General features: G+C 75.1%; 15 protein-coding genes. 3 read left to right on the forward strand and 12 right to left on the reverse strand.

Going from position 1 to position 18,841, the window contains the following annotated elements; translation table 11 throughout:
• Positions 1-27: 27 nt before the first annotated feature.
• The 10 genes from ACGFZF_RS15795 to ACGFZF_RS15840 all read right to left on the reverse strand — a co-directional run bounded on the left by ACGFZF_RS15795 (position 28) and on the right by ACGFZF_RS15840 (position 11,413).
• On the reverse strand, positions 28-435 hold the full coding sequence (locus tag ACGFZF_RS15795; RefSeq protein ID WP_393554361.1) for an STAS domain-containing protein: 408 nt from the start codon (positions 433-435) through the stop codon (positions 28-30).
• Between the two features lie 121 nt (positions 436-556).
• Complete coding sequence (locus ACGFZF_RS15800; protein WP_393554363.1) at positions 557-1,216, reverse strand: alpha/beta fold hydrolase; 660 nt, start codon at positions 1,214-1,216, stop codon at positions 557-559.
• Positions 1,213-2,022: a DUF1295 domain-containing protein gene (locus tag ACGFZF_RS15805; protein ID WP_393554365.1), complete on the reverse strand. Its 810-nt coding sequence runs from the start codon at positions 2,020-2,022 to the stop codon at positions 1,213-1,215. Before ACGFZF_RS15805 ends, ACGFZF_RS15800 begins: the two co-directional genes overlap by 4 nt.
• Positions 2,019-3,305: a class I SAM-dependent methyltransferase gene (locus ACGFZF_RS15810; protein WP_393554367.1), complete on the reverse strand. Its 1,287-nt coding sequence runs from the start codon at positions 3,303-3,305 to the stop codon at positions 2,019-2,021. Before ACGFZF_RS15810 ends, ACGFZF_RS15805 begins: the two co-directional genes overlap by 4 nt.
• Entirely contained in the window at positions 3,302-4,609 is a 1,308-nt protein-coding gene (locus tag ACGFZF_RS15815) for a class I SAM-dependent methyltransferase (RefSeq protein ID WP_393554369.1), read from the reverse strand. Before ACGFZF_RS15815 ends, ACGFZF_RS15810 begins: the two co-directional genes overlap by 4 nt.
• Positions 4,606-5,370, reverse strand: coding sequence for a DUF1365 domain-containing protein (locus ACGFZF_RS15820; protein WP_393554371.1), 765 nt, complete (start codon positions 5,368-5,370; stop codon positions 4,606-4,608). The genes ACGFZF_RS15815 and ACGFZF_RS15820 overlap by 4 nt, the downstream gene beginning before the upstream one ends.
• On the reverse strand, positions 5,364-6,620 hold the full coding sequence (locus ACGFZF_RS15825; RefSeq protein ID WP_393554373.1) for an NAD(P)/FAD-dependent oxidoreductase: 1,257 nt from the start codon (positions 6,618-6,620) through the stop codon (positions 5,364-5,366). Before ACGFZF_RS15825 ends, ACGFZF_RS15820 begins: the two co-directional genes overlap by 7 nt.
• A 339-nt stretch (positions 6,621-6,959) precedes the next feature.
• Complete coding sequence (locus ACGFZF_RS15830) at positions 6,960-9,047, reverse strand: ATP-binding protein (RefSeq protein ID WP_393554375.1); 2,088 nt, start codon at positions 9,045-9,047, stop codon at positions 6,960-6,962.
• A 30-nt stretch (positions 9,048-9,077) separates the two neighbouring features.
• On the reverse strand, positions 9,078-10,664 hold the full coding sequence (locus tag ACGFZF_RS15835; protein WP_393554377.1) for a molybdopterin-dependent oxidoreductase: 1,587 nt from the start codon (positions 10,662-10,664) through the stop codon (positions 9,078-9,080).
• 155 nt (positions 10,665-10,819) lie between these two features.
• Positions 10,820-11,413: a sigma-70 family RNA polymerase sigma factor gene (locus ACGFZF_RS15840; RefSeq protein WP_393554379.1), complete on the reverse strand. Its 594-nt coding sequence runs from the start codon at positions 11,411-11,413 to the stop codon at positions 10,820-10,822.
• Between the two features lie 134 nt (positions 11,414-11,547).
• Here ACGFZF_RS15840 and ACGFZF_RS15845 point away from each other — a divergent pair, with 134 nt between their 5' ends.
• Entirely contained in the window at positions 11,548-12,576 is a 1,029-nt protein-coding gene (locus ACGFZF_RS15845) for a MerR family transcriptional regulator (RefSeq protein WP_393554381.1), read from the forward strand.
• A gap of 49 nt (positions 12,577-12,625) precedes the next feature.
• Here the strand turns inward: ACGFZF_RS15845 and ACGFZF_RS15850 are convergent, their stop codons facing one another.
• On the reverse strand, positions 12,626-13,999 hold the full coding sequence (locus ACGFZF_RS15850) for a cryptochrome/photolyase family protein (RefSeq protein ID WP_393554383.1): 1,374 nt from the start codon (positions 13,997-13,999) through the stop codon (positions 12,626-12,628).
• 208 nt (positions 14,000-14,207) lie between these two features.
• The gene (locus ACGFZF_RS15855; protein ID WP_393554385.1) at positions 14,208-15,812 is read right to left on the reverse strand and encodes an SDR family oxidoreductase; all 1,605 of its coding nucleotides are present in this window, start codon (positions 15,810-15,812) and stop codon (positions 14,208-14,210) included.
• A 132-nt stretch (positions 15,813-15,944) separates the two neighbouring features.
• On the opposite strand from ACGFZF_RS15855, the gene ACGFZF_RS15860 reads away from it, so the two are divergent.
• Together ACGFZF_RS15860 and ACGFZF_RS15865 are read left to right on the forward strand one after the other, a co-directional pair.
• Positions 15,945-16,439: a MarR family winged helix-turn-helix transcriptional regulator gene (locus ACGFZF_RS15860; protein ID WP_393554386.1), complete on the forward strand. Its 495-nt coding sequence runs from the start codon at positions 15,945-15,947 to the stop codon at positions 16,437-16,439.
• A gap of 233 nt (positions 16,440-16,672) precedes the next feature.
• Positions 16,673-18,793, forward strand: a complete 2,121-nt coding sequence (locus tag ACGFZF_RS15865) for an MMPL family transporter (RefSeq protein ID WP_393554388.1) — start codon at positions 16,673-16,675, stop codon at positions 18,791-18,793.
• The last annotated feature ends 48 nt before the right edge of the window (positions 18,794-18,841 follow it).

Below are 18,841 nucleotides of genomic sequence, written 5' to 3' on the forward strand. Positions count from 1 at the left end.
CCGGTCGTCCCGTCCCGGGACCGCAGATCAGCTCCCGGTGGTCCGTCGCCGGGGGTGCGGCGGGGGCCGCAGAGTGCCCGCCGCCAGCCGCAGCAGGCGCAGGACGACCTCGGGCGGCTCGTCGATGCGGTAACGCCCGCCCATCCCCGTCCACTGGTCCAGGACGGCGAGGAGGCCCGAGTCGCAGAACGTCACCCGGGCGACGTCCAGGACCAGTTCCCTGACCCCGGTCCCGGCGGCGGAGGCCAGTATCGCCCGCAGCGGTGCACAGCTGTGATGGTCGACCTCTCCGGCCAGCCGGACCCGCAGGCCGGTGGCGCCGACGCTCGTGCAGGACTGGACGGCTATGACGCAGGGCGCGGTGTCCGCGCCCTGGTCGTACACGACGGGCAGGGGGATCGAGGTCAGTATCGGCGCGATGCTCGTGGTACTCACCCCTCCATGAACACCGGTCGGCGCGCTCACCGGAACACGGCGCGCCGCGTCATCACCCCGGAGCGTGGCAGTGATCCACTTCCGGGGGACATCTCCCCGGTGGCGGAGGGGCGCGGGGCGGTCAGCCGGCGGCGAGCACGGCCGCGGCCAGTTCGGCCGCGCGCCGGTGCCAGGTCCCCGCGTCCCGGAGCATGGCGTGCCCGCCCGCCGGCATCGGGATGCCGGCCGCGTCCGCGCCCGCCAGCCGCGCCCGGCGGACGAAGTCCCAGGACTCGGCGGCCGAGGTCACCCGGTCGCGCTCGTCGTGCAGGAGCCGGAGCCGGCAGCCCGCGAGATGGGCGACCGGCTCGCCGGGCGGGCACCAGGGCGCGAGCGCCACCACCCCGCGGACCAGGGGGTCGCCGGCCGCGCGCAGCGCCGCCCTGCCGCCCATCGAGTGGCCGACGAGCACGACGGGCACGTCCCCGGCCAGCTCGCGCAGCCGTGCGAGGGCCGCCTCGGCATCGCGGGCGGCGTCCCGGCGCTCGCCGTTCCAGCCTCGGTGGCGGTAGCGCACCTCCGCGACCAGGACGTCCGAGTCGCGGGTCGCACGGGCGATCGCCGTCGCGAAGGGGCGCATCCGCAGCGCGGCCAGATTGAGCGGCGGCGGGGGTTCCAGCCCGTCGGCGCGCCCGCCGTGCAGGAGCAGGACGGCCGCCGCCGGCCGGGCGGGCCGGGCGCGGGGCAGCAGCACCCGTCCCTCGCCCGACGGCGCGGTGCCCCGAGGGGCCGCGGCCGTCATCCGGCGACCCGGCGGGGCGGGCGGGGGAAGAACCCGCTGGTGCGGGCGGCGTAGGCCGCGAATCCGGGCCGTTCGGCCATGTGCGCCTCCAGCAGTCGCTTGCCGCTGCCCCAGATGAGCAGCGCGCTCATCACCAGCGGAGAGACGAGCGTGAGGGCCGCAGTCTGCCAGCTCGCGCAGGCCAGCAGGTACAGCCCCCACCAGACGAGGAAGTCCCCGAAGTAGTTGGGGTGCCGCGTCCAGCTCCACAGGCCGCGGTCCATGATCCGGCCCCGGTGGGCGGGGTCGGCCTTGAAGCGGGCGAGCTGGTGGTCGCCGACCGCCTCGAAGAGCAGACCGGTGAACCACAGGAGCAGCCCGAGCGCGGCCACCGGACCGAGGGCCGCGGGCAGGTAGGCCGCGGCCTGGACGGGCAGCGAGACGAGCCATACGAGACCGCCCTGGAGCAGGTAGACCTTGCGCAGGGCGTACAGCCGGGGGTCGCCCGGAGCCCGGTCGAGCATGCGGGCGTAGCGCGGGTCCTCACCGTGCCCACGCCCGCGCCGGGCGATGTGCAGGGCGAGGCGCAGTCCCCACACGACCGTGGCCAGGGTGACGGCGAGGCGCCGGCCGTCGTCCCCGTAGCCGGCCGACAGCAGCCAGGTGGTGAGCGCGACGGCGGCGAAGGCGACCCCCCAGGCGACGTCGACGATCCGGTGGAGGCCCTTCGCGACGGCCACCGCGAAGGTGACCAGCATGACCGCGAGCGCGGTGCCGGCCGAGGCCGCGAGGTTCCAGCCGAACGCGCTCCAGTCGATCGTGGTCATCGTCCTTCCTCCGCTCGGTGCCAGTGCGGGGTCGCGGGCATGCCCGTGGCGCCGCCCGGCTCGGGGCGGACCGCGAGGATCTGGTCGACGCCCATGCGGTTCTGCGCGAACGCCAGCGCGCTGCCGACGAGGTAGAGCCGCCAGACCCGGGCGGTGGGCTCGCCGACGAGGTCGACGAACTGCTCCCAGCGTTCCTCCAGGGTGCGGTGCCATGCCTCGATCGTCCAGGCGTAGTGCTCCCGCAGGGCGTCGACGGAACGCACCTCGAGACCGGCCGACTCCAGCAGTTCCAGGGTCTGTCCGACGGGCCGCATGTGCATGTCCGGCGCGATGTAGGTCTCGATGAAGGCGCCGCCACCGGGCGCGTTCGCCCCGCGGGACATCTGCTGGACGAGCAGCCGGCCGCGGGGCCGCAGCAGGCCGTGCAGCTGGGCCGCGAAGGCGGGGTACTCGGCGTCGCCGACGTGTTCGCCCATCTCGATCGCCGACACGGCGTCGTAGCCGCCGCCCGGGATGTCGCGGTAGTGCATGAGCTGGACGTCCACCAGGTCCGTCAGGCCCTCGCGGGCCACGCGGTCCCGGACGTGGTCGCGTTGGCGCGCCGAGAGGGTGACCGCGGTGACCTCGGCCTTGAAGGCGCGGGCGGCGTGCAGGGACAGCGATCCCCAGCCGCAGCCGATGTCGAGCAGGCGCGCCCCGGGTTCCAGTGCGAGCTTGCGGCAGACGAGGTCGAGCTTGTCGCGCTGCGCGTCGGCGAGACCGTAGTCGGGCGCGTCGGGCCGGGCCCAGTAGGCGCACGAGTACGCCATCGACTCGTCCAGGAGGAGCGCGTAGAAGTCGTTCGACAGGTCGTAGTGGTGGCTGATGGCGGCGCGGTCGCGGGCGGTGGAGTGCAGGCGGCCGCGCAGCTCCGCGCGCGGGGCGGTGGGGGCGGCGGGCCTCGGGCCCAGAGCGCCCAGGCGCAGGGCCACGGCCGCCGCGCGCGCCAGGTCGGCCGGCCGGGGGCGGACGGCGCCCTGTTCGCGGACGTACTCCCAGACCTGGGTGAGGCTCTCGCCGAGGTCGCCGTCGACGTCGATCTCACCCGCGATGTAGGCCTCGGCCAGGCCGAGTTCGCCGGGCTGCCACAGCAGCCTGCGCAGCGCCCGGGGCGTGCGGACGAGCACGAGGGGCGCGTCGCGGGGTCCGGCCTCGCTGCCGTCCCAGGCGCGCAGCCGGACGGGGAGCGGGCCGGGGAAGCAGGGGGCGAGCGCACGGGTGAGGCGCTGGGCGGCGTACGTCATCGGGCGGTCTCCGGCGTGTGGTCGGCGGTGAGGAGGATCTGGCGGACATCCAGGTAGCGGGAGCGGAATCCGGCCTCCGAGTAGGCGAGGTAGAGCTCCCACATGCGGCGGAAGACGGCGTCGAAGCCGAGCGCGTCGACGGCCCCGGCCTGCCGGCCGAACTCCTCGCGCCACAGGCGCAGCGTCTCCGCGTAGTGGTCGCCGTAGCCGGCGTCCTCGACGATCCGCAGTCCGGCGGCGGCGCTCTCCCGGGCGATCGCCTCGCGGGAGGGGATGAGCCCGCCGGGGAAGATGTACTTGCTGATCCAGGTGTGGGTGCGGGCGGTGACGAGCATCCGCTCGTGGGGCATGGTGATGGCCTGGAGCGCGACGCGCCCGCCGGGGGCGAGGAGCCCGCGCAGGGCGGCGAAGTAGGCGGGCCAGTACTCGGCGCCGACGGCCTCGATCATCTCGACGCTGACGACCGCGTCGAAGGAGCCCTCGACGTGCCGGTAGTCGCGCAGTTCGACGGTGACCCGGTCGGCGAGGCCGGCGGCGGCAATCCGGGTGCGGGCCAGGTCCGCCTGCTCCTCGGAGAGGGTCACGGTCAGTACCTCGGCGCCGCGGGCGGCGGCCCGCAGGGCCAGTTCGCCCCATCCGGTGCCGATCTCCAGGAGCCGGGTGCCGGGGCCGACCTCGGCGAGGTCGAGCAGCCGGTCGATCTTGCGGTGCTGGGCCGCGGTGAACGTCGCGGGCGAGGCCGGGAAGGCGGCGAAGACCGCGGAGGAGTAGGACATGCTCGGGTCGAGGAACAGCGAGAACAGCTCGTTGGACAGGTCGTAGTGGCTCTGGATGTTGTCCCGTGCGCCCTCCGGCGTGTTGCGCTGCTGCTCGGGGCGGCGGCGCACCCAGGCGCCGCGGAGCCGGCGCAGCGGGGCCGGTACCAGTTCGTCGACGTGCGAGGCCAGCACGGTGAGCGCGCCGACGAGGTCGTCGCTCTCCCACTCGCCGGCCATGTAGGACTCGCCGAAGCCGATCAGGCCGCCGGCGCCGATCCTGCGGTGGAAGGCCTCGGGCCGGTGCAGGGTGAGCGTGGGCAGCGCGCCGGTCTGCAGCGGGACGCGGCTCGCCGGGCGCCCGTCGCCTCCGTGCCGTATCCGCAGCGGGATCCGGGTGAAGGCGCGCTCGACGATCCGCCGGGCGATCGCGGCGCGCAGCGCCGAGGTGCGGGGCGGGTGGGCGACGTCCGGCCAGCGGTCCGAGTCGACGGTCCGGTCGACGGACGGGACGGCGCTCTGGTGCGTCGGGGGGTACGAGACGGTCACAGGATGCCTTCTTGCGTGGGGTGGGCGGGGCGGGGGCGGACGGGCAGCCCACGGAGGAACAGCCGGATGCCGTGGAACCGGATGCCGGCCGAGACGACGGCCGTGGACCACGGGTGGCCGAGGGCCACGCCGAGCAGGGCGCGTGGTCCGGCGGGCCGGTGCCGGCCGCGCACGGTCGCGGTGAACGGGCGGGCGCCGTCGTCGTGCCGGAGCTGCACCGTCAGGTCGAGCCGGTCGCCGGGCAGCGGCAGCCGCATCCGGTACGAACCCTCGACGGCGAAGAACGGGGAGACGTAGAAGTCCTTGGGGACGTCGGCGGTGCCCTGGTCGTCGGGGCGCAGCAGGTAGCAGTGCCGCTCGCCGTAGGTGTTGTGGACCTCGGCGACGACGCAGACCGGTGACCCGGCGCGGTCGTGGCACCAGTAGAGGGTGAGGGGGTTGAAGACGTAGCCGAACACCCGGGCGTGGGCGAGCATCAGGACGGGGCCGTCGGCGTCGTGGACGCCCTGGGCGCGCAGGTACGCCTGGAGGCCCTCCCTGATCGAGGGGGCGTGTCCGCCGAAGTGGTCACGGGCGTCGAAGCGGGCCAGCGGGCGCAGGACGCGGGGCAGCCGGGGCAGGTCGTCGACGTCGACCAGCCACAGGTAGGTGCGCCGCCGGAAGGCGTGGCGGACGGGTGTGACCCGGGCGTGGGCGACGGTGCATTCGTAGAGCGCCGGGACGCGGGGCAGGGCGCGTCGCGCGGGGCGGGTGCTCACCATCGGACCCCCAGGCTCTCGGCCGCGGCGACGCCGGCGCGGCAGCCGTCCTCATGGAATCCCCAGCCGTGGTAGGCGCCGGCGAAGGCGGTGACCGAGGAGTTGAGCAGGGGCAGTTCGCGCTGCGCGGCGACGGATCGCGGGGTGTAGACGGGGTGTTCGTACACCATGCGGGCGATCACGGTGGCGGGGTCGACGCGGTCGCCGGCGTTGAGGGTGACGATGTGCGGTTCGGCGGTGGTCAGCCGCTGCAGGCGGTTCATGTCGTAGCTGACCTGGACGGTGTCGGGCCGGGCCGCGCAGGAGGGGAGCCAGTAGTTCCAGGAGGCCCGGGCGTGCGGGGAGCGGGGCAGCAGGGAGGTGTCGCGGTGGAGCACGGTGGGGTTGCGGGAGTAGGTGAAGGCGCCGAGCACGCGCCGCTCGTCCTCGGTGGGGTCGGCCAGCAGCCGCAGCGCCTGGTCGGGGTGGGTGGCGACGACGACGGCCGTGTACTCCTGGGTGTCGCCGTCGGCCGTGGTCACGCGCGCGTGCCCGGCGCCGCGCTCCACGGCGCGGACCGGGGTGGCGGTGCGGACCGCCGTCAACTGCTTCGCAGCCCGGGCGACGTAGGTGGCCGACCCACCGGCCACCGTCCGCCACTGCGGGGATCCGGTCACGGACAGCAGTCCGTGGTGGGACAGGAAGCGGAAGAGGTACTGGGCGGGGTAGAGCAGGGCCGTGTCGGGGGCGCAGGACCAGACGGACGAGACCAGCGGCACGACGAAGTGACCGACGAAGTAGTCCGAGAAGCCGCGGCGCCGGAGGAAGTCGCCGAGGGTCTGCGTGGCGTCGCCGGAGTCGAGGAGCCGGCGGGCCGCGCGGTGGAAGCGCGGCACGTCGGCGAGCATCCGCAGGTGACGGCCGCGCCGCAGGTTGTCGCCACCCAGCAGACCGGCCGGGCCGCGCGCGCCCGCGTACTCCAGGCCGCAGCCGTCGCAGCGGACGGACATGCTCATCTCGGACTCGCGGGTGGCGACCCCGAGTTCGCGGAACAGCCGCAGCAGATGGGGGTAGGTGCGCTCGTTGTGGACGATGAATCCGCTGTCCACATGGACGGTGCCGCCGTCCCCGGTGGGCAGCTCGTGCGTGTGGGCGTGGCCGCCGAGGCGGTCGTCGGCCTCGTACAGCACCACGTCGTACGTCTTCTGCAGCACGTGCGCGGCGGTCAGCCCCGCCACGCCCCCGCCCACCACAGCGACTCTCCGCCGGTCCACGTCCCTCAACCCCTCGCGCTCGCAGGCCCTCGCACGGTCCGCGCGCGAGGTGCCTCACGGGTACTTCGGAGCCGGACCGCCGCCGGATGGGAATCTCGGTCCTTGGTCCGAAATCGGCTCCCCGGCGCATCCGAACGAGGCGCCGGCGCCGAAGGGTACGGTCCGCGGGCCCGGTGGGTTCAGCGTCGCGGCGTGCGGATCTCGGGCGTGGTGAGCGGCGTCGTTCGACGCGGGCGGGCGGCGGGGCGGGACGCCGTGCGGGACGTGAGGGGTCGTGCGGGACGTGAGGGCCGCCGTGCGGGACGTGAGGGGTCGTGCCGGGCCGGGCGGGAGGTGGGCTCAGTGCCGGGGCGCCCCGCGCAACGCGCGGTCCAGACCGTCCTGCGGGAGCCCGGACAGGGCGCGCAGGAAGATCTCCTCGTAGGTGGGGGAACCGATCGTCTCGCGCGCCGTGGTCTCGTACTTCAGCCGCAGGGCGTGCAGCTCGGGCACACCGCGCTGCGGATGGCCGGTCGACCGCCAGTACGCCTCGCCGGTGCCGGAGACGTCGGCGGCGAGCTCCCCGTCCCCGTCGGCGGCGAGCGCGGCGGCGAGGACGTCGAGACCGAGGGCCACGCCGAAGCTGTCGCGCAGCAGCCGCTTGCCCTCCAGCATCTCCCGGGCGTGGGTGACGGCCGCCGCGGGGTCGCCGTCGAGGAGGCCGATGAGGGCGAGCTGGTAGTCGAGGTAGGCGCGGGTCCAGTGCTCCTGGAGGCCGAGGCAGACGTCGCGCAGGGCGAGCGCCTCGGCGCGCGCCTCGTCGAAGCGGCCGAGGCCGGTCAGTCCGAAGACCCGCACCAGCCGGCAGCGCAGCCGGGCAGCCGAGTCGGCGGGGTCGCCGGGGACGGCGGCGAGGACGTGTCCCACGACGACGAGCGCGGCCATCGGACGCCCGGTCAGCAGCGCTATCAGGCCCGCGAGGTACGCGGCGTCCAGGGTCCGCTCCCCCGGCCGCCCGCGGTCGTCGGGTGCCCGGTCGTACTCGGCGTGGCGCGCCTCGCGCGCGCACTGCTCGCTGACGTCCTGGGCGGCGATGAACTCTCCCTGGAGGCTCAGGGTGACCCCCAGGGCCCACAGGGCACGGGCCCGGTCCGGGCCGCGGGCCTCGCTGAGCAGCAGCGCCTGTTCGAGGTAGTCGCGGGCCTCGCGGAGCCGGCCGCAGCAGGACCAGAAGAAGGCGGTCGGACCGGCGAGCGCCAGCGCGCCGTCGGGGTCGGTGCGCAGCAGCCGGTCCAGCGCGGTGCGCAGGTCGGTGTGCCGCTCGTCGAAGGTGGTGTACCAGGAGAGCTGCCGGGGGCCGAGCCATTCGGCGTCGGCGCGGCGGGCGAGTTCCAGGCAGGAGGCGGCGTGCCGGTCGGCGACCGCCTCCGTCTCGCCGAGCCGCTCCAGCCAGCCGGCTCCGTACTCGCGGATGGTGTCGAGCAGGCGGTAGCGGTTGCCCTCCTTGCGGACCACCGAGCAGCGCACCAGCGTGTCGAGGGCGTCCGGCAGGGTGTCCGGGGTGAGGGGGCCGCCCTCGCAGACGAACGAGGCGGACGCGAGGTCGAAGGGGCCCCGGAAGACGGTCAGCCGGGCCCAGAGGAGCCGTTCCAGCGGCTCGCACAGTTCGTGGCTCCAGCCGATCGCGGCACGCAGGGTCTGATGCCGCTGCGGCCACACCCGCTCCTCGTGCACGAGGAGGTCGAACCGCGAGTCCAGCTGGGCACGGACGGCGTCGACCCCCTGGATGCGGATCTGGGCCGCGGCGAGTTCCAGCGCCAGCGGGATGCCCTCCAGGCGGACGCAGATCTCGCTGGCCGGCCCGGCCCGCCACTGGCCCGGAACCCGGGCCGTGCCGCCGCGCCGCTGGCCGGTCGCGCGCTGTCGCAGCAGACTCATGGCGTCCCGCCCGCCCGACGGCAGGGGTTCGAGGGAGAAGACCCGTTCCCCGTCCACGCCGAGCGGCCGGCGGCTGGTGGCGAGCACGGTGAGGCCGGGGGCGGCGGCGAGGAGCTCGGCCAGGAGTCCGGCGCAGGACTCGGCGAGATGGTCGCAGGAGTCGAGCACGAGCAGGAGGCGCCGCGGGGCGAGCCACTGGGCCAGCGCCCCGGTCGGCATGCCGGGGGTGTGGTCGGACAGGTCGACGGCGTCGGAGAGGGTCGCGACGAGCAGCCGGTCGCCGTCGAGCGGGGTCAGATCGGCCCACCAGGCACCGTCGGCGAAACCGTCGGCGGCCTCGCGCGCGACACGCAGCGCGAGCCTGGTCTTGCCGACGCCGGCGACCCCGGTGACGGTGATCAGGCGGTTTCCGGCCAACTCGGCGGAGAGCCGGTCCAGTTCCGCGCGGCGCCCCACGAAATCGGTGTTCTCGTCCGGTAGATGTCCACGCACGAGAGCAGTGTCCCCCATGATGCGCCCGAACGGAGCCCGCTCGCTCGGTCATTCGACGTTCACGACGACCGAGTGCCATCCGGTCGCCCCGTCGGGCATGGTCTCCGCGCGCCGTTCGGTCTGCGTCCGCCCGGTGCCGTCGGTCGCGCGGACCGTGAGGGAGTGCCGGCCCGGCACGGCCCGCCAGCGGTACACCCACTGGCGCCAGGTGTCGAGGCCGTCCTCGGCGCCGAGCTCGGCGTCCTGCCAGGGGCCGTCGTCGACGCGGACCTCCACACGCCTGATGCCGCGGTGCTGGGCCCAGGCCACACCGGCGACCATCACCGTGCCCGCCTTCGGGCGGGAGAGCGGCCGGGGGGTGTCGATCCGGGACTGGGTCTTGACCGGCGCCTCGGCCGCCCAGCCGCGCGGGACCCAGTAGGCGTCGTACGCGTCGAAGGTGGTGAGTTCGATCTCCACGATCCACTTGCAGGCCGAGACGTAGCCGTACAGTCCCGGCACGAGCATGCGGACGGGGAAGCCGTGGTCGAAGGGCAGCGGGGTGCCGTTCATGCCGAAGGCGAGGAGCGCGTCGCGGCCGTCCATCACCTGTTCCACCGGGGTGCCGATGGTCATGCCGTCGGACGAGCGGGCGACGATCTGGTCGGCCCGGCCGCCCTCGGAGGGCGGCTTCACGCCCAGCTCGCGCAGAAGGTCGGCGAGCCGGACGCCGAGCCAGCGGGCGTTGCCCACGTAAGGGCCGCCCACCTCGTTGGAGACGCAGGCGAGGGTGACGTCCCGCTCGATCACCTCGCGGCGGAAGAGGTCGTCGAGGCTGAGCACGCGGGTCTCCGGCACGCCCAGGCCGCTGATCCGCAGGCGCCAGTCGCCGGCGTCGAGCTTCGGGACGACGAGCGCGGTGTCGACCCGGTAGAAGTCCTTGTTCGGGGTGACGAAGGGGCTGATGCCCGGCACGCGGAGCTGGGCACCGGGGGGAACGGCCGGTGCGGCGGACGCGGGCCGTGGCAGCCGGAGGGCGTCGCGGGAGGCCACGGCGTCCGCGTGGCGGGTGCCGCCGAGAGCCCGGCCCACCGCTCCTGCGGCCGTGGCGGCGACGGCCGTGGACGCGGCGGCCAGCAGGAAGCCGCGGCGGTCGGCGCCGGCGGCACGCTCCGGCGAGGATCCGGGCCGCGGCGCCAGGAGGCGGCCGATCAGTACGTACAGCAGCGCCGCGCCCGCGACCGCGCCGACCAGCGAGGGCAGCGCGTCCACGACGGATTCGGAGTCCGGACGGCTCACCGCGGCGGCCGCGCCGATCACGCCGAACGCCAGGACGGCGGCCGCCCCGGCCCTGCGGTGCCTGAGGGCGAGCAGGCCGACGGCCGCGGCGAGGAGCGCCAGCACGACGAGGATGCCGAGCTGGAGGACGATCTTGTCGCTCTCGCCGAAGTTCCGGATCGCCCATTCCTTGATCCCCGCGGGCGTGTGGTCGATGACCGCGCCCCCGACCGCCGTCACGGGGCTCGCCTCGGGGCGGACCGCGGCGGTGACGAGTTCCGCGACCGCGAGGGAGACGTAGCCGGCCAGGAGCCCGCCGAGTGCGGCGAGCAGCCGGTCCGTGCGGGTGGGCTCGCGCGGGGGTTCTGAGAGGGTCATGGTCCTGGATTCGGCACCGGGGGCGCCGCGGATGGGTGAATTCACCCGGGAGGCGGACCGGAACCCGCCGGAAGCACCCGCTGAGAGCGGCGCGCCCCCGCCGACCGCCCGCCTCGAACAGGCGTGTCGCGGAGTCGCAACGCTCGTGCACCGGTTCAGTGACCGGGCTGGGCCGCGAGACAGTGGCGCAGCCGGTGCAGTCCGCGCCGCGCGTGGCTCTTGACGGTGCCGAGCGGCATGCCGGTGCGCTCGGCGATCTGGGTCTGGGTGAGGTCGCCGTAGAACGCCATGGCCAGCACCTCCCGCTGCACGAGCGGCAGCTTGGCCAGTTCGCCGACGACGAGGACCCGGTCCAGAGCGCTGTCGGGCCGGTCGGCGGGGTCCTCCGCGAGCGGCAGGGCCGCGCCCGCGGCGGCGACCAGTTCGCGGCGCCTGGTGCGGGCGGAGAGCGCGTCGGCGATCTTCCGCCGGGTGATGCCGACCAGCCAGCCCGCCAGCGGGCCGCGCTCGGGCCGGTAGCCCTCCCGGCCGCGCCAGGCGGCGAGGAAGACCTGCTGGGTGACGTCCTCGGCCTCCCGGGAGTCGCCGAGCGTGCGGGCCGCGAGCGTCTGGACGAGCCCGCCCCAGCGCCGGTAGGCGATGGCGAGGCACTGCTCGTCGCCCCGCACGAAGCCGGCGGCGACGTCGTGGTCGAGGAGGAGCTCCTCTTCCTCGGGCGACGGCTGGACGGTGACGCAGGGTGCGGTCATGTCGACTGCTCCTCGGGCCGGGACCGGAATCGACCGGTCTGCTGACACTCCCCGAAAGTCGGGGACCCCTCCAGACTCCGCTGCCACACCCCTCCCGTACCACTCGCATCGATTCTGCGTCGTATGGTGGAGTCATGACCGAGTACGCGCATGGCATCACGAGCGGGGCCGTGGCGCGGCGTCTGGGCGTCGCCCCCACCACCCTGCGGTCCTGGGACCGGCGGTACGGCATCGGGCCGGCCGCCCGGGAGGACGGCAGGCACCGGCGGTGGACCCCGGCGGACATCGCGGTCCTGGAGGAGATGTGCCGGCTGACGGCGTCCGGGGTCCCGCCCGCCGAGGCCGCACGCACCGCGCGGGCCGGCGCCGCCCCGCCCCCGCCGGGAGTCCGGGCACCGGCCGGGACCGCGCCGCCCCCGCCCTCCCCCGCGCCGGCACCCCGCGCCGGAGCCGGGGGCGGCCTGCCGCTGGGCCGCGCACGCCAGGAGTGCCGGGGCCTGGGCCGCGCGGCCGTCCGCCTCGACGCCGCGGCCATGGACGAGATGCTGGGGAGCCTGATCGAGGAGTACGGCCTGGTCACCGCCTGGGAGGAGGTGATGGCGCCGGCCCTGCACGCGGTGGGACGGAAGTGGGAGACCTCGGACGACCGCTACGTCGAGGTGGAACACCTGCTGTCCTGGCACGTCTCGTCGGCGCTGCGGCGCGTGAGCACGGCCCGGCCCGCCCTGCGGGCGGGCACTCCCCCGGTCCTCCTCGCCTGCGTGCCGAACGAGCAGCACACGCTCCCGCTGGAGGCGCTGGCCGCGGGGCTCGCTGAACTGGGGCTGCCCACCCGGATGTTCGGCGCCGCCGTGCCGCCGGAGGCACTCGACCAGGCGGTGCGCCGGACGGGTCCGGCCGCCGTCGTGCTGTGGGCCCAGGCCCGCTCGACCGCCAACCCCCCGCTCGCCCGGCACGTCGCCGACACCTCCTGGGGCGTCAAGGGTGCCCGGACCCGCACGACGGTCCTGCTCGCGGGCCCCGGCTGGGCGGGCCCGCCGCCGGCCCCGGGCATGCTGCGCCCCGGCGGGCTGCGGGAGGCCATGGCCCTGCTGCGCGCGCTCTGCGACGCGGCGGACACCGGCCTCGCGGCCGCCGGCGCGGGGTCGGCGACGGCACGCTAGAGGGGGTGGCGGCGCCCGGCCCGCGATGCCCCCGGGCGGCCGCGGACTCTCAGTCCCGGCCCCGGGCGTGGCGGAAGCGGGCCAGTCCGTCGGCGAGTTCGACCAGCGGGTCCGGGTAGTCGTAGCGGGCCCGTTCGAGGCCGGGCAGCTTCCAGGGCTCGTGGACGGCGGCGCCCTCGATGCCGGCGAGTTCGGGGACCCAGCGCCGCACGTACACGCCGTCGGGGTCGTACCGCTTGCCCTGGAGGACCGGGTTCAGGACCCGGTTGGGACGGCTGTCGGTGCCCGTGCCCGCCATCCACTGCCAGTTGAGCTGGTTGTTGGCGACGTCGCCGTCGACCAGCAGGTCGAGGAAGTGCCGGGCCCCGGCCCGCCAGTCGATGTACAGCGTCTTCGTGAGGAAGGACGCGGCCAGCAGCCTGCCGCGGTTGTGCATCCAGCCCTCGTGGGCGAGTTGGCGCATCGCCGCGTCCACGACCGGGTAGCCCGTGCGGCCCTCCTTCCACGCCTTGAGGTCCGCCTCGGCCTCGCTGCCGCCGCGCCAGCGGTCGTCGTGCGTGCGGTAGTCCTGGACGGCGGCCTCGGGCCGGGCGGCGAGGACCTGGTGGTGGAAGTCGCGCCAGCAGAGCTGCCGTACGAAGGCCTCCGCACCGGCACCGCCGCGGGACCGGGCCCGGTCGACGGCCTCGGCCGCGGAGAGGGCGCCGAAGTGGAGGTGAGGGGAGAGGCGCGAGGTGGCATCGCCGGGGAGGTCGTCGTGCCGGTCCTCGTAGGCGTCGGCGTGCCGGCTCAGCCAGGCGGTCAGCCGCTTGCGGCCCTCGCTCTCACCACCGGCCGCCAGTCCCGGCGACAGGGTCGCGGCATCGGGCCGGGCCGGGAGGGGGTCCGAGCGGATCCCCTTCGGTACCGGCACCTTGCGCGGTGCGTCCAGGGGCTCGCGCAGCCGCTCGGTCGACCAGCGCCTGAAGTACGGGGTGAAGACGGCGAAGTGGTCCGAGCCGCTGGGCGTCACCGCGCCGGCCGGCAGCGCGGTGACCACGCCGTCGTGGACGTACAGGCGCCGTCCGTCCGCCTCCAGGCCGCGGCGCAGTCTGTCCTCGCGGTCCCGGGCGAAGGCGCTGCCGCCGGCGGCCATGTGGACCTCGTCGGCGTCGGCCTCCCGCACGACGGCGCACACCTCCTCGACGAGGTCGCCGGTGCGCAGCACGAGCCGGCCGCCGCGCTCCCGCAGGCCGGCGTCGAGATCGGCCAGGCAGTCGGCGAGGAAGGCGAGCCGGTTGGGTGCGGCGAATCCCGCGCGGTCGACCGCCGGGTCGCGCACGAACAGCGGTACCACCTCGTCGCCCGGCCCCAGCGCCGCGCGCAGCGGCGGATGGTCGTGCACCCGCAGGTCCGAGGTGAACAGGACGACGGAGACGTTCATGGTGCCACTCCCGGCTGTCGTTCACCGGGGCGGGGCGGGCCCCCCGCGTCGCCCGGTGATCGGTGTGCGCTGACATGTGCGGTGTCCCTTCGGCCCGGTGCGGGAAGCCGGATGCGGCGCCGGGCGCGGATCCCGACCCGGCGTCGGCGCCGGCCGGCGGCGGTCACGCGGCGGGAGCGCGGCGCCGTTCCCGCCGGACCGCGCCCGTTCACCTGCCGGACTCGCCCGCCGGGCGGTGTCCGCCGGCCGCCCGGCCGTCGGCGGACACGGTGCCCGTCGCGAGCGCCGGGGGTGCCGCCTCGGCCGGCGGCTTCGCGTCCGCCGTCTCGGCGGTCCGTGCGATGTTGCGGGCCATGCCGCCGAAGACCACGGCGTGGAACGGGGACACGCACCACCAGTACGCGTGCCCGGCGAGGCCGCGCGGGTGGAAGAGGGCACGTTGCCGGTACCGGGTCCGGCCCCGGTCGTCCCGTTCGACGTACATCTCCAGCCAGGCGAGGCCGGGCAACCGCATCTCGGCGCGCAGTCTCAGCAGTCGTCCGCGCTCGATCTCCTCCACCCGCCAGAAGTCCAGGGAGTCGCCGACCCTCAGGAGGGAGGCGTCGCGCCGGCCCCGGCGCAGCCCGACGCCCCCGACGAGCCGGTCGAACCAGCCGCGGACGGCCCAGGCCAGCGGGAAGGAGTACCAGCCGTTCTCACCGCCTATGCCTTCGACGACCCGCCAGAGGGCGTGCGGCGTCGCGTCCACGAAGCGCTCCCGCTCGTCGCCGTAGAGGCTGCCGCCGGCCCAGTCGGGGTCGGTGGGCAGCGGGTCGCTCGGTGCTCCGGGTACCGAGGCGGAGGACCAGCGGGTGGTGACCCGGGCCTCGCGGATCCGCTGAAGGGCCAGGGCGAGGGCGGCGTCGAAGGTGAGCGGGGTACCGGGCGGGTCGGGCACGTACGTGGCGATGTCGTGCTCGTCGCAGACCACTTCGTAGCGGAGCGACTCCGCGAGAGGGCGGGCGATGGAGCGGGGCACGGGGGTGACCAGGCCGATCCAGTGGCTGGACAGGCGGGGCGTGAGGACGGGCACGGGGAAGATCAGGCGCCGGGGCAGTCCGGCCACGGACGCGTAGCGCCGCATCATGTCGAGGTAGGTGAGCACGTCCGGGCCGCCGATGTCGAAGGAGCGGCTGACGTCCGCGGGCATGGTCGCGCTGCCGACGAGGTAGCGCAGCACGTCACGCACGCCGATGGGCTGGATCCGGGTGCGCACCCAGCTGGGGGTGACCATGACCGGCAGCCGCTCGGTGAGGTAGCGGAGCATCTCGAAGGAGGCCGACCCGGAGCCGATGATGACGGCGGCGCGGAGCACGGTGGTGGGCACACCGGAGTCGGCCAGGATCCGCCCGACCTCGGCACGGGAGCGCAGGTGGGGCGAGAGCTCCCGTTCGGCGATGCCGCGCGGGGTGAGGCCGCCGAGGTAGACGATGCGGCGGACACCGGCCGCACGCGCCTGCTCGGCGAAGGTGCGCGCGGCGAGCCGGTCGGTGCGTTCGAAGTCGCCGCCGCCGCCCAGGGCGTGCACGAGGTAGTAGGCCACGTCGACGTCCCGCAGGGCGGAGGCGAGGGAGTCGGCGTCGGTGACGTCGCCGCGGACGACCTCGGCCTGCCCCGCCCAGGGATGGTCGCGGAGTTTGGCGGGTGTGCGGGCGAGGCACCGCACCCGGTGGCCGGCGGCGAGGAGTTCGGGGACCAGGCGCCCGCCGATGTACCCGCTGGCCCCGGTGACCAGGCAGCGCAGGGGCTCGGCGGTGTGTTCCGTGTCGTTCATGGACAGCTCCGTTCCGGGTCGGAGGCGGTGGGGCGGTGCCCCGCCGTCCGGTCGGCCGCGGGCGCCTCACCGGGCTCTTCCCGGTGGGGCGCCGCACCGGATGCGCGGACCCGGCTTCTATAGGCTTGTCGTGTGGCCAGTACAGACGAACGAGAGACCGGTGGGACCGCGCCCGAGGGCGCGCCGGGGGACCTGCAGCGTTTCGCCGTCGAGCTGCGGCGGACGAACGGAGAGATCAACCGGCTCGTCCACGGTTTCGCACTCGCGCAGGGACTGCATCCCACGGACGTCCAGGCGCTCGCGGTCGTCCTCGACAGCACGGAGCCGCTGACACCGGGCCGCCTGCGGGAGCGTCTGGGGCTGACCTCGGGTGCCGTCACCGCCTGCCTCGACCGGCTGGAACGGGCCGGCCACGTCCGCCGGTCGCGTGAGAGCGCCGACCGCAGGGTCGTCCACGTGCACTACGTGGAGGGTGCCCGGGCCGCCGCGCGCAGCTACTTCATGCCCCTGGCCCAGGCCGCGGAGCGGGCCTTGCTCCGCTTCGACGAGGACGAGCTGGCGGTGGCGCTGCGGTTCCTCGGCGCCCTCAACGAGGAGCTGGGCGAGCTGAACCCGCCGCGCCGCTGACCCGGGCCGGTCGTCCCGGATCCCGCCCCGTCGCCGTCAGTCCCTCGGATTTCCCGCGTCCGCTCGCATCCGATCGGTACGCGGGGCCGGAAGTACGCGCGGGCCGGGGAGTCCCGAGCTCCCCGGTCCGCCCGTGTCGCCGTGGCCCTGGTGCCGTGTCGTGCGGAAGCCGTGGTTCAATCTCTCTCAATCATTGAGATTGTTAATCCTTGAGATATGCGCCTGGAGCTCCCATGTCCACCACCGCACGATGGGCTCGTCGCCTCCTGCCCCTCGCCCTCCTGATCGCCTGGCTGGCGATCGGCGGCGGTCTCGGGCCGTACGCGGGGAAACTCGGTGAGGTCGCCACCAACGACCAGGCCGCCTTCCTCCCGCGCAGCGCCGAGTCCACCCGCGTCATCGAGGCCCAACGGGCCTTCCGCCAGGACGAGACGCTACCGGCGATCGTGGTCTGGACGTCGCCGGACGACACCCGCCTCGACGCCGGCGCGCAGGCCGCCGCCGGCCGCGCCCTCGCCTCGCTCACGGGCCGGCCCGGCGTCGTCGGCACGCCGTCCCCCGCGCTGCCGGCCGAGGACGGACGCGCCCTGCGCGGCGTCGTCCAGCTCCGCACCGACCTCGGTGACGAGCTGAGGCCGACGCTCGACGCGATCGACGACGCCGCCGCGGCCGTACCGGACACCGAGGTGTGGCTCGCCGGACCGGCCGCCACCCAGGCGGACCTGTCGAACGCGTTCGCCGGCATCGACGGGCTCCTCCTCGCGGTGGCCCTGACGACCGTCCTGGTCATCCTGCTGCTGGTCTACCGCAGTGTCCTGCTCCCGTTGGTGATCATCATCGGCGCGGTGTTCTCGCTCGGGCTGGCCTGCGCCGTCGTCTACTTCCTCGCCGATCACGGCGTCGTCCGGGTGGACGGGCAGGTCCAGGGCATCCTCTCGATCCTGGTCATCGGCGCCGCCACCGACTACGCCCTGCTGCTGGCCGTCCGGTACCGGGAGGAGCTCGCGGTCCACGAGGGCGCCCGGTACCCCGCGATGCGCGCGGCGCTGCGCGAGTCCGTCGGCCCGATCACGGCCAGCGCCGCCACGGTGGCGCTCGGGCTGCTCGCCCTGCTGTTCAGCGACCTCACCAACAACCGCGCCCTGGGCCCGGTCGGCGCCATCGGCATCGTCTGCGCGCTGCTGAGCGCCCTGACCTTCCTGCCGGCCGTCCTGGTCCTGCTCGGCCGCGCGGCCTACTGGCCGGCGAAGCCCCGCACGTCCGGTGCGGAGAAGGGCGGCGAGGGGATCTGGCGCACCGTCGCGTCCCTGGTGGACCGTGCGCCCCGCAAGGTGTGGGCCGCCACGCTCGCCGTGCTGCTCGCGTGCGCCGCGTTCGCCCCCGTCCTCGACTCCAAGGGCGTGCCCCTGGACGAGATCTTCGTCGACGACGCGCCGTCCGTCGCCGCCCAGGCGACCCTCGGCCGCCACTTCCCCGGCGGCGCCGGGAACCCCGCCGTCGTGATCGCCTCGGCGGACTCGGCCGATCGGGTGATCTCCGCGGCGCAGGACGTGCCCGGAGTCGACTCCGCCGCCGCCGTCACCGCCTCGGGACGCCCGGGTGCCGGTGCGCCGCTGGTCGTCGGCGGGCGGGTGCGGATCGACGTGACCCTCGACGACGCCGCGGACAGCACGCGCGCCGAGGCCGCCGTCGCCCGGCTGCGTACCGCCGTGCACGCGGTGCCCGGTTCGGACGCCTTGGTGGGCGGCTACACGGCACAGCGGTACGACACCCAGCGGACCGCCGAGCGCGACCGGATGCTGATCGTGCCGGTGGTGCTCGTGATCATCCTGGTGATCCTGGTGGGCCTGCTCAGGTCCCTGCTGCTGCCCCTGCTGCTGGTGGCGACCGTGGCCCTCAACTTCCTGGCCACGCTCGGTGTCTCGGCGCTCGTCTTCGAGCACGTCTTCGGCTTCACGGGCACCGATCCGTCGGTCCCGCTGTACGGATTCGTGTTCCTCGTCGCCCTCGGTGTGGACTACAACATCTTCCTGATGTCCCGGGTCCGCGAGGAGTCCCTGCGGCACGGGGTGCGGGAGGGCGTGCTGCGCGGCCTGACCGCGACCGGCGGTGTCATCACCTCCGCCGGTGTCGTCCTGGCCGCCACCTTCGCGGCCCTGGGCGTCATCCCGCTGGCGTTCCTCGTGCAGATCGCGTTCATCGTCGCCTTCGGCGTCCTCCTGGACACCCTGGTGGTCCGCTCGCTGCTGGTACCGGCCCTGGTGCGGGACCTCGGCCGCGTGGTGTGGTGGCCCGGCGCGCTCAGCCGCCGCCCGGAGCCGGCGGAATCCGTACGGGAGACGGCGGACCACTAGGACCTGTCTTCGGGCGCCCCCGCTCAACGCCGCCGGGACGGCCGTCGC

Source organism: Streptomyces sp. NPDC048338, assembly GCF_043201055.1.
GTDB lineage: Bacteria > Actinomycetota > Actinomycetes > Streptomycetales > Streptomycetaceae > Streptomyces.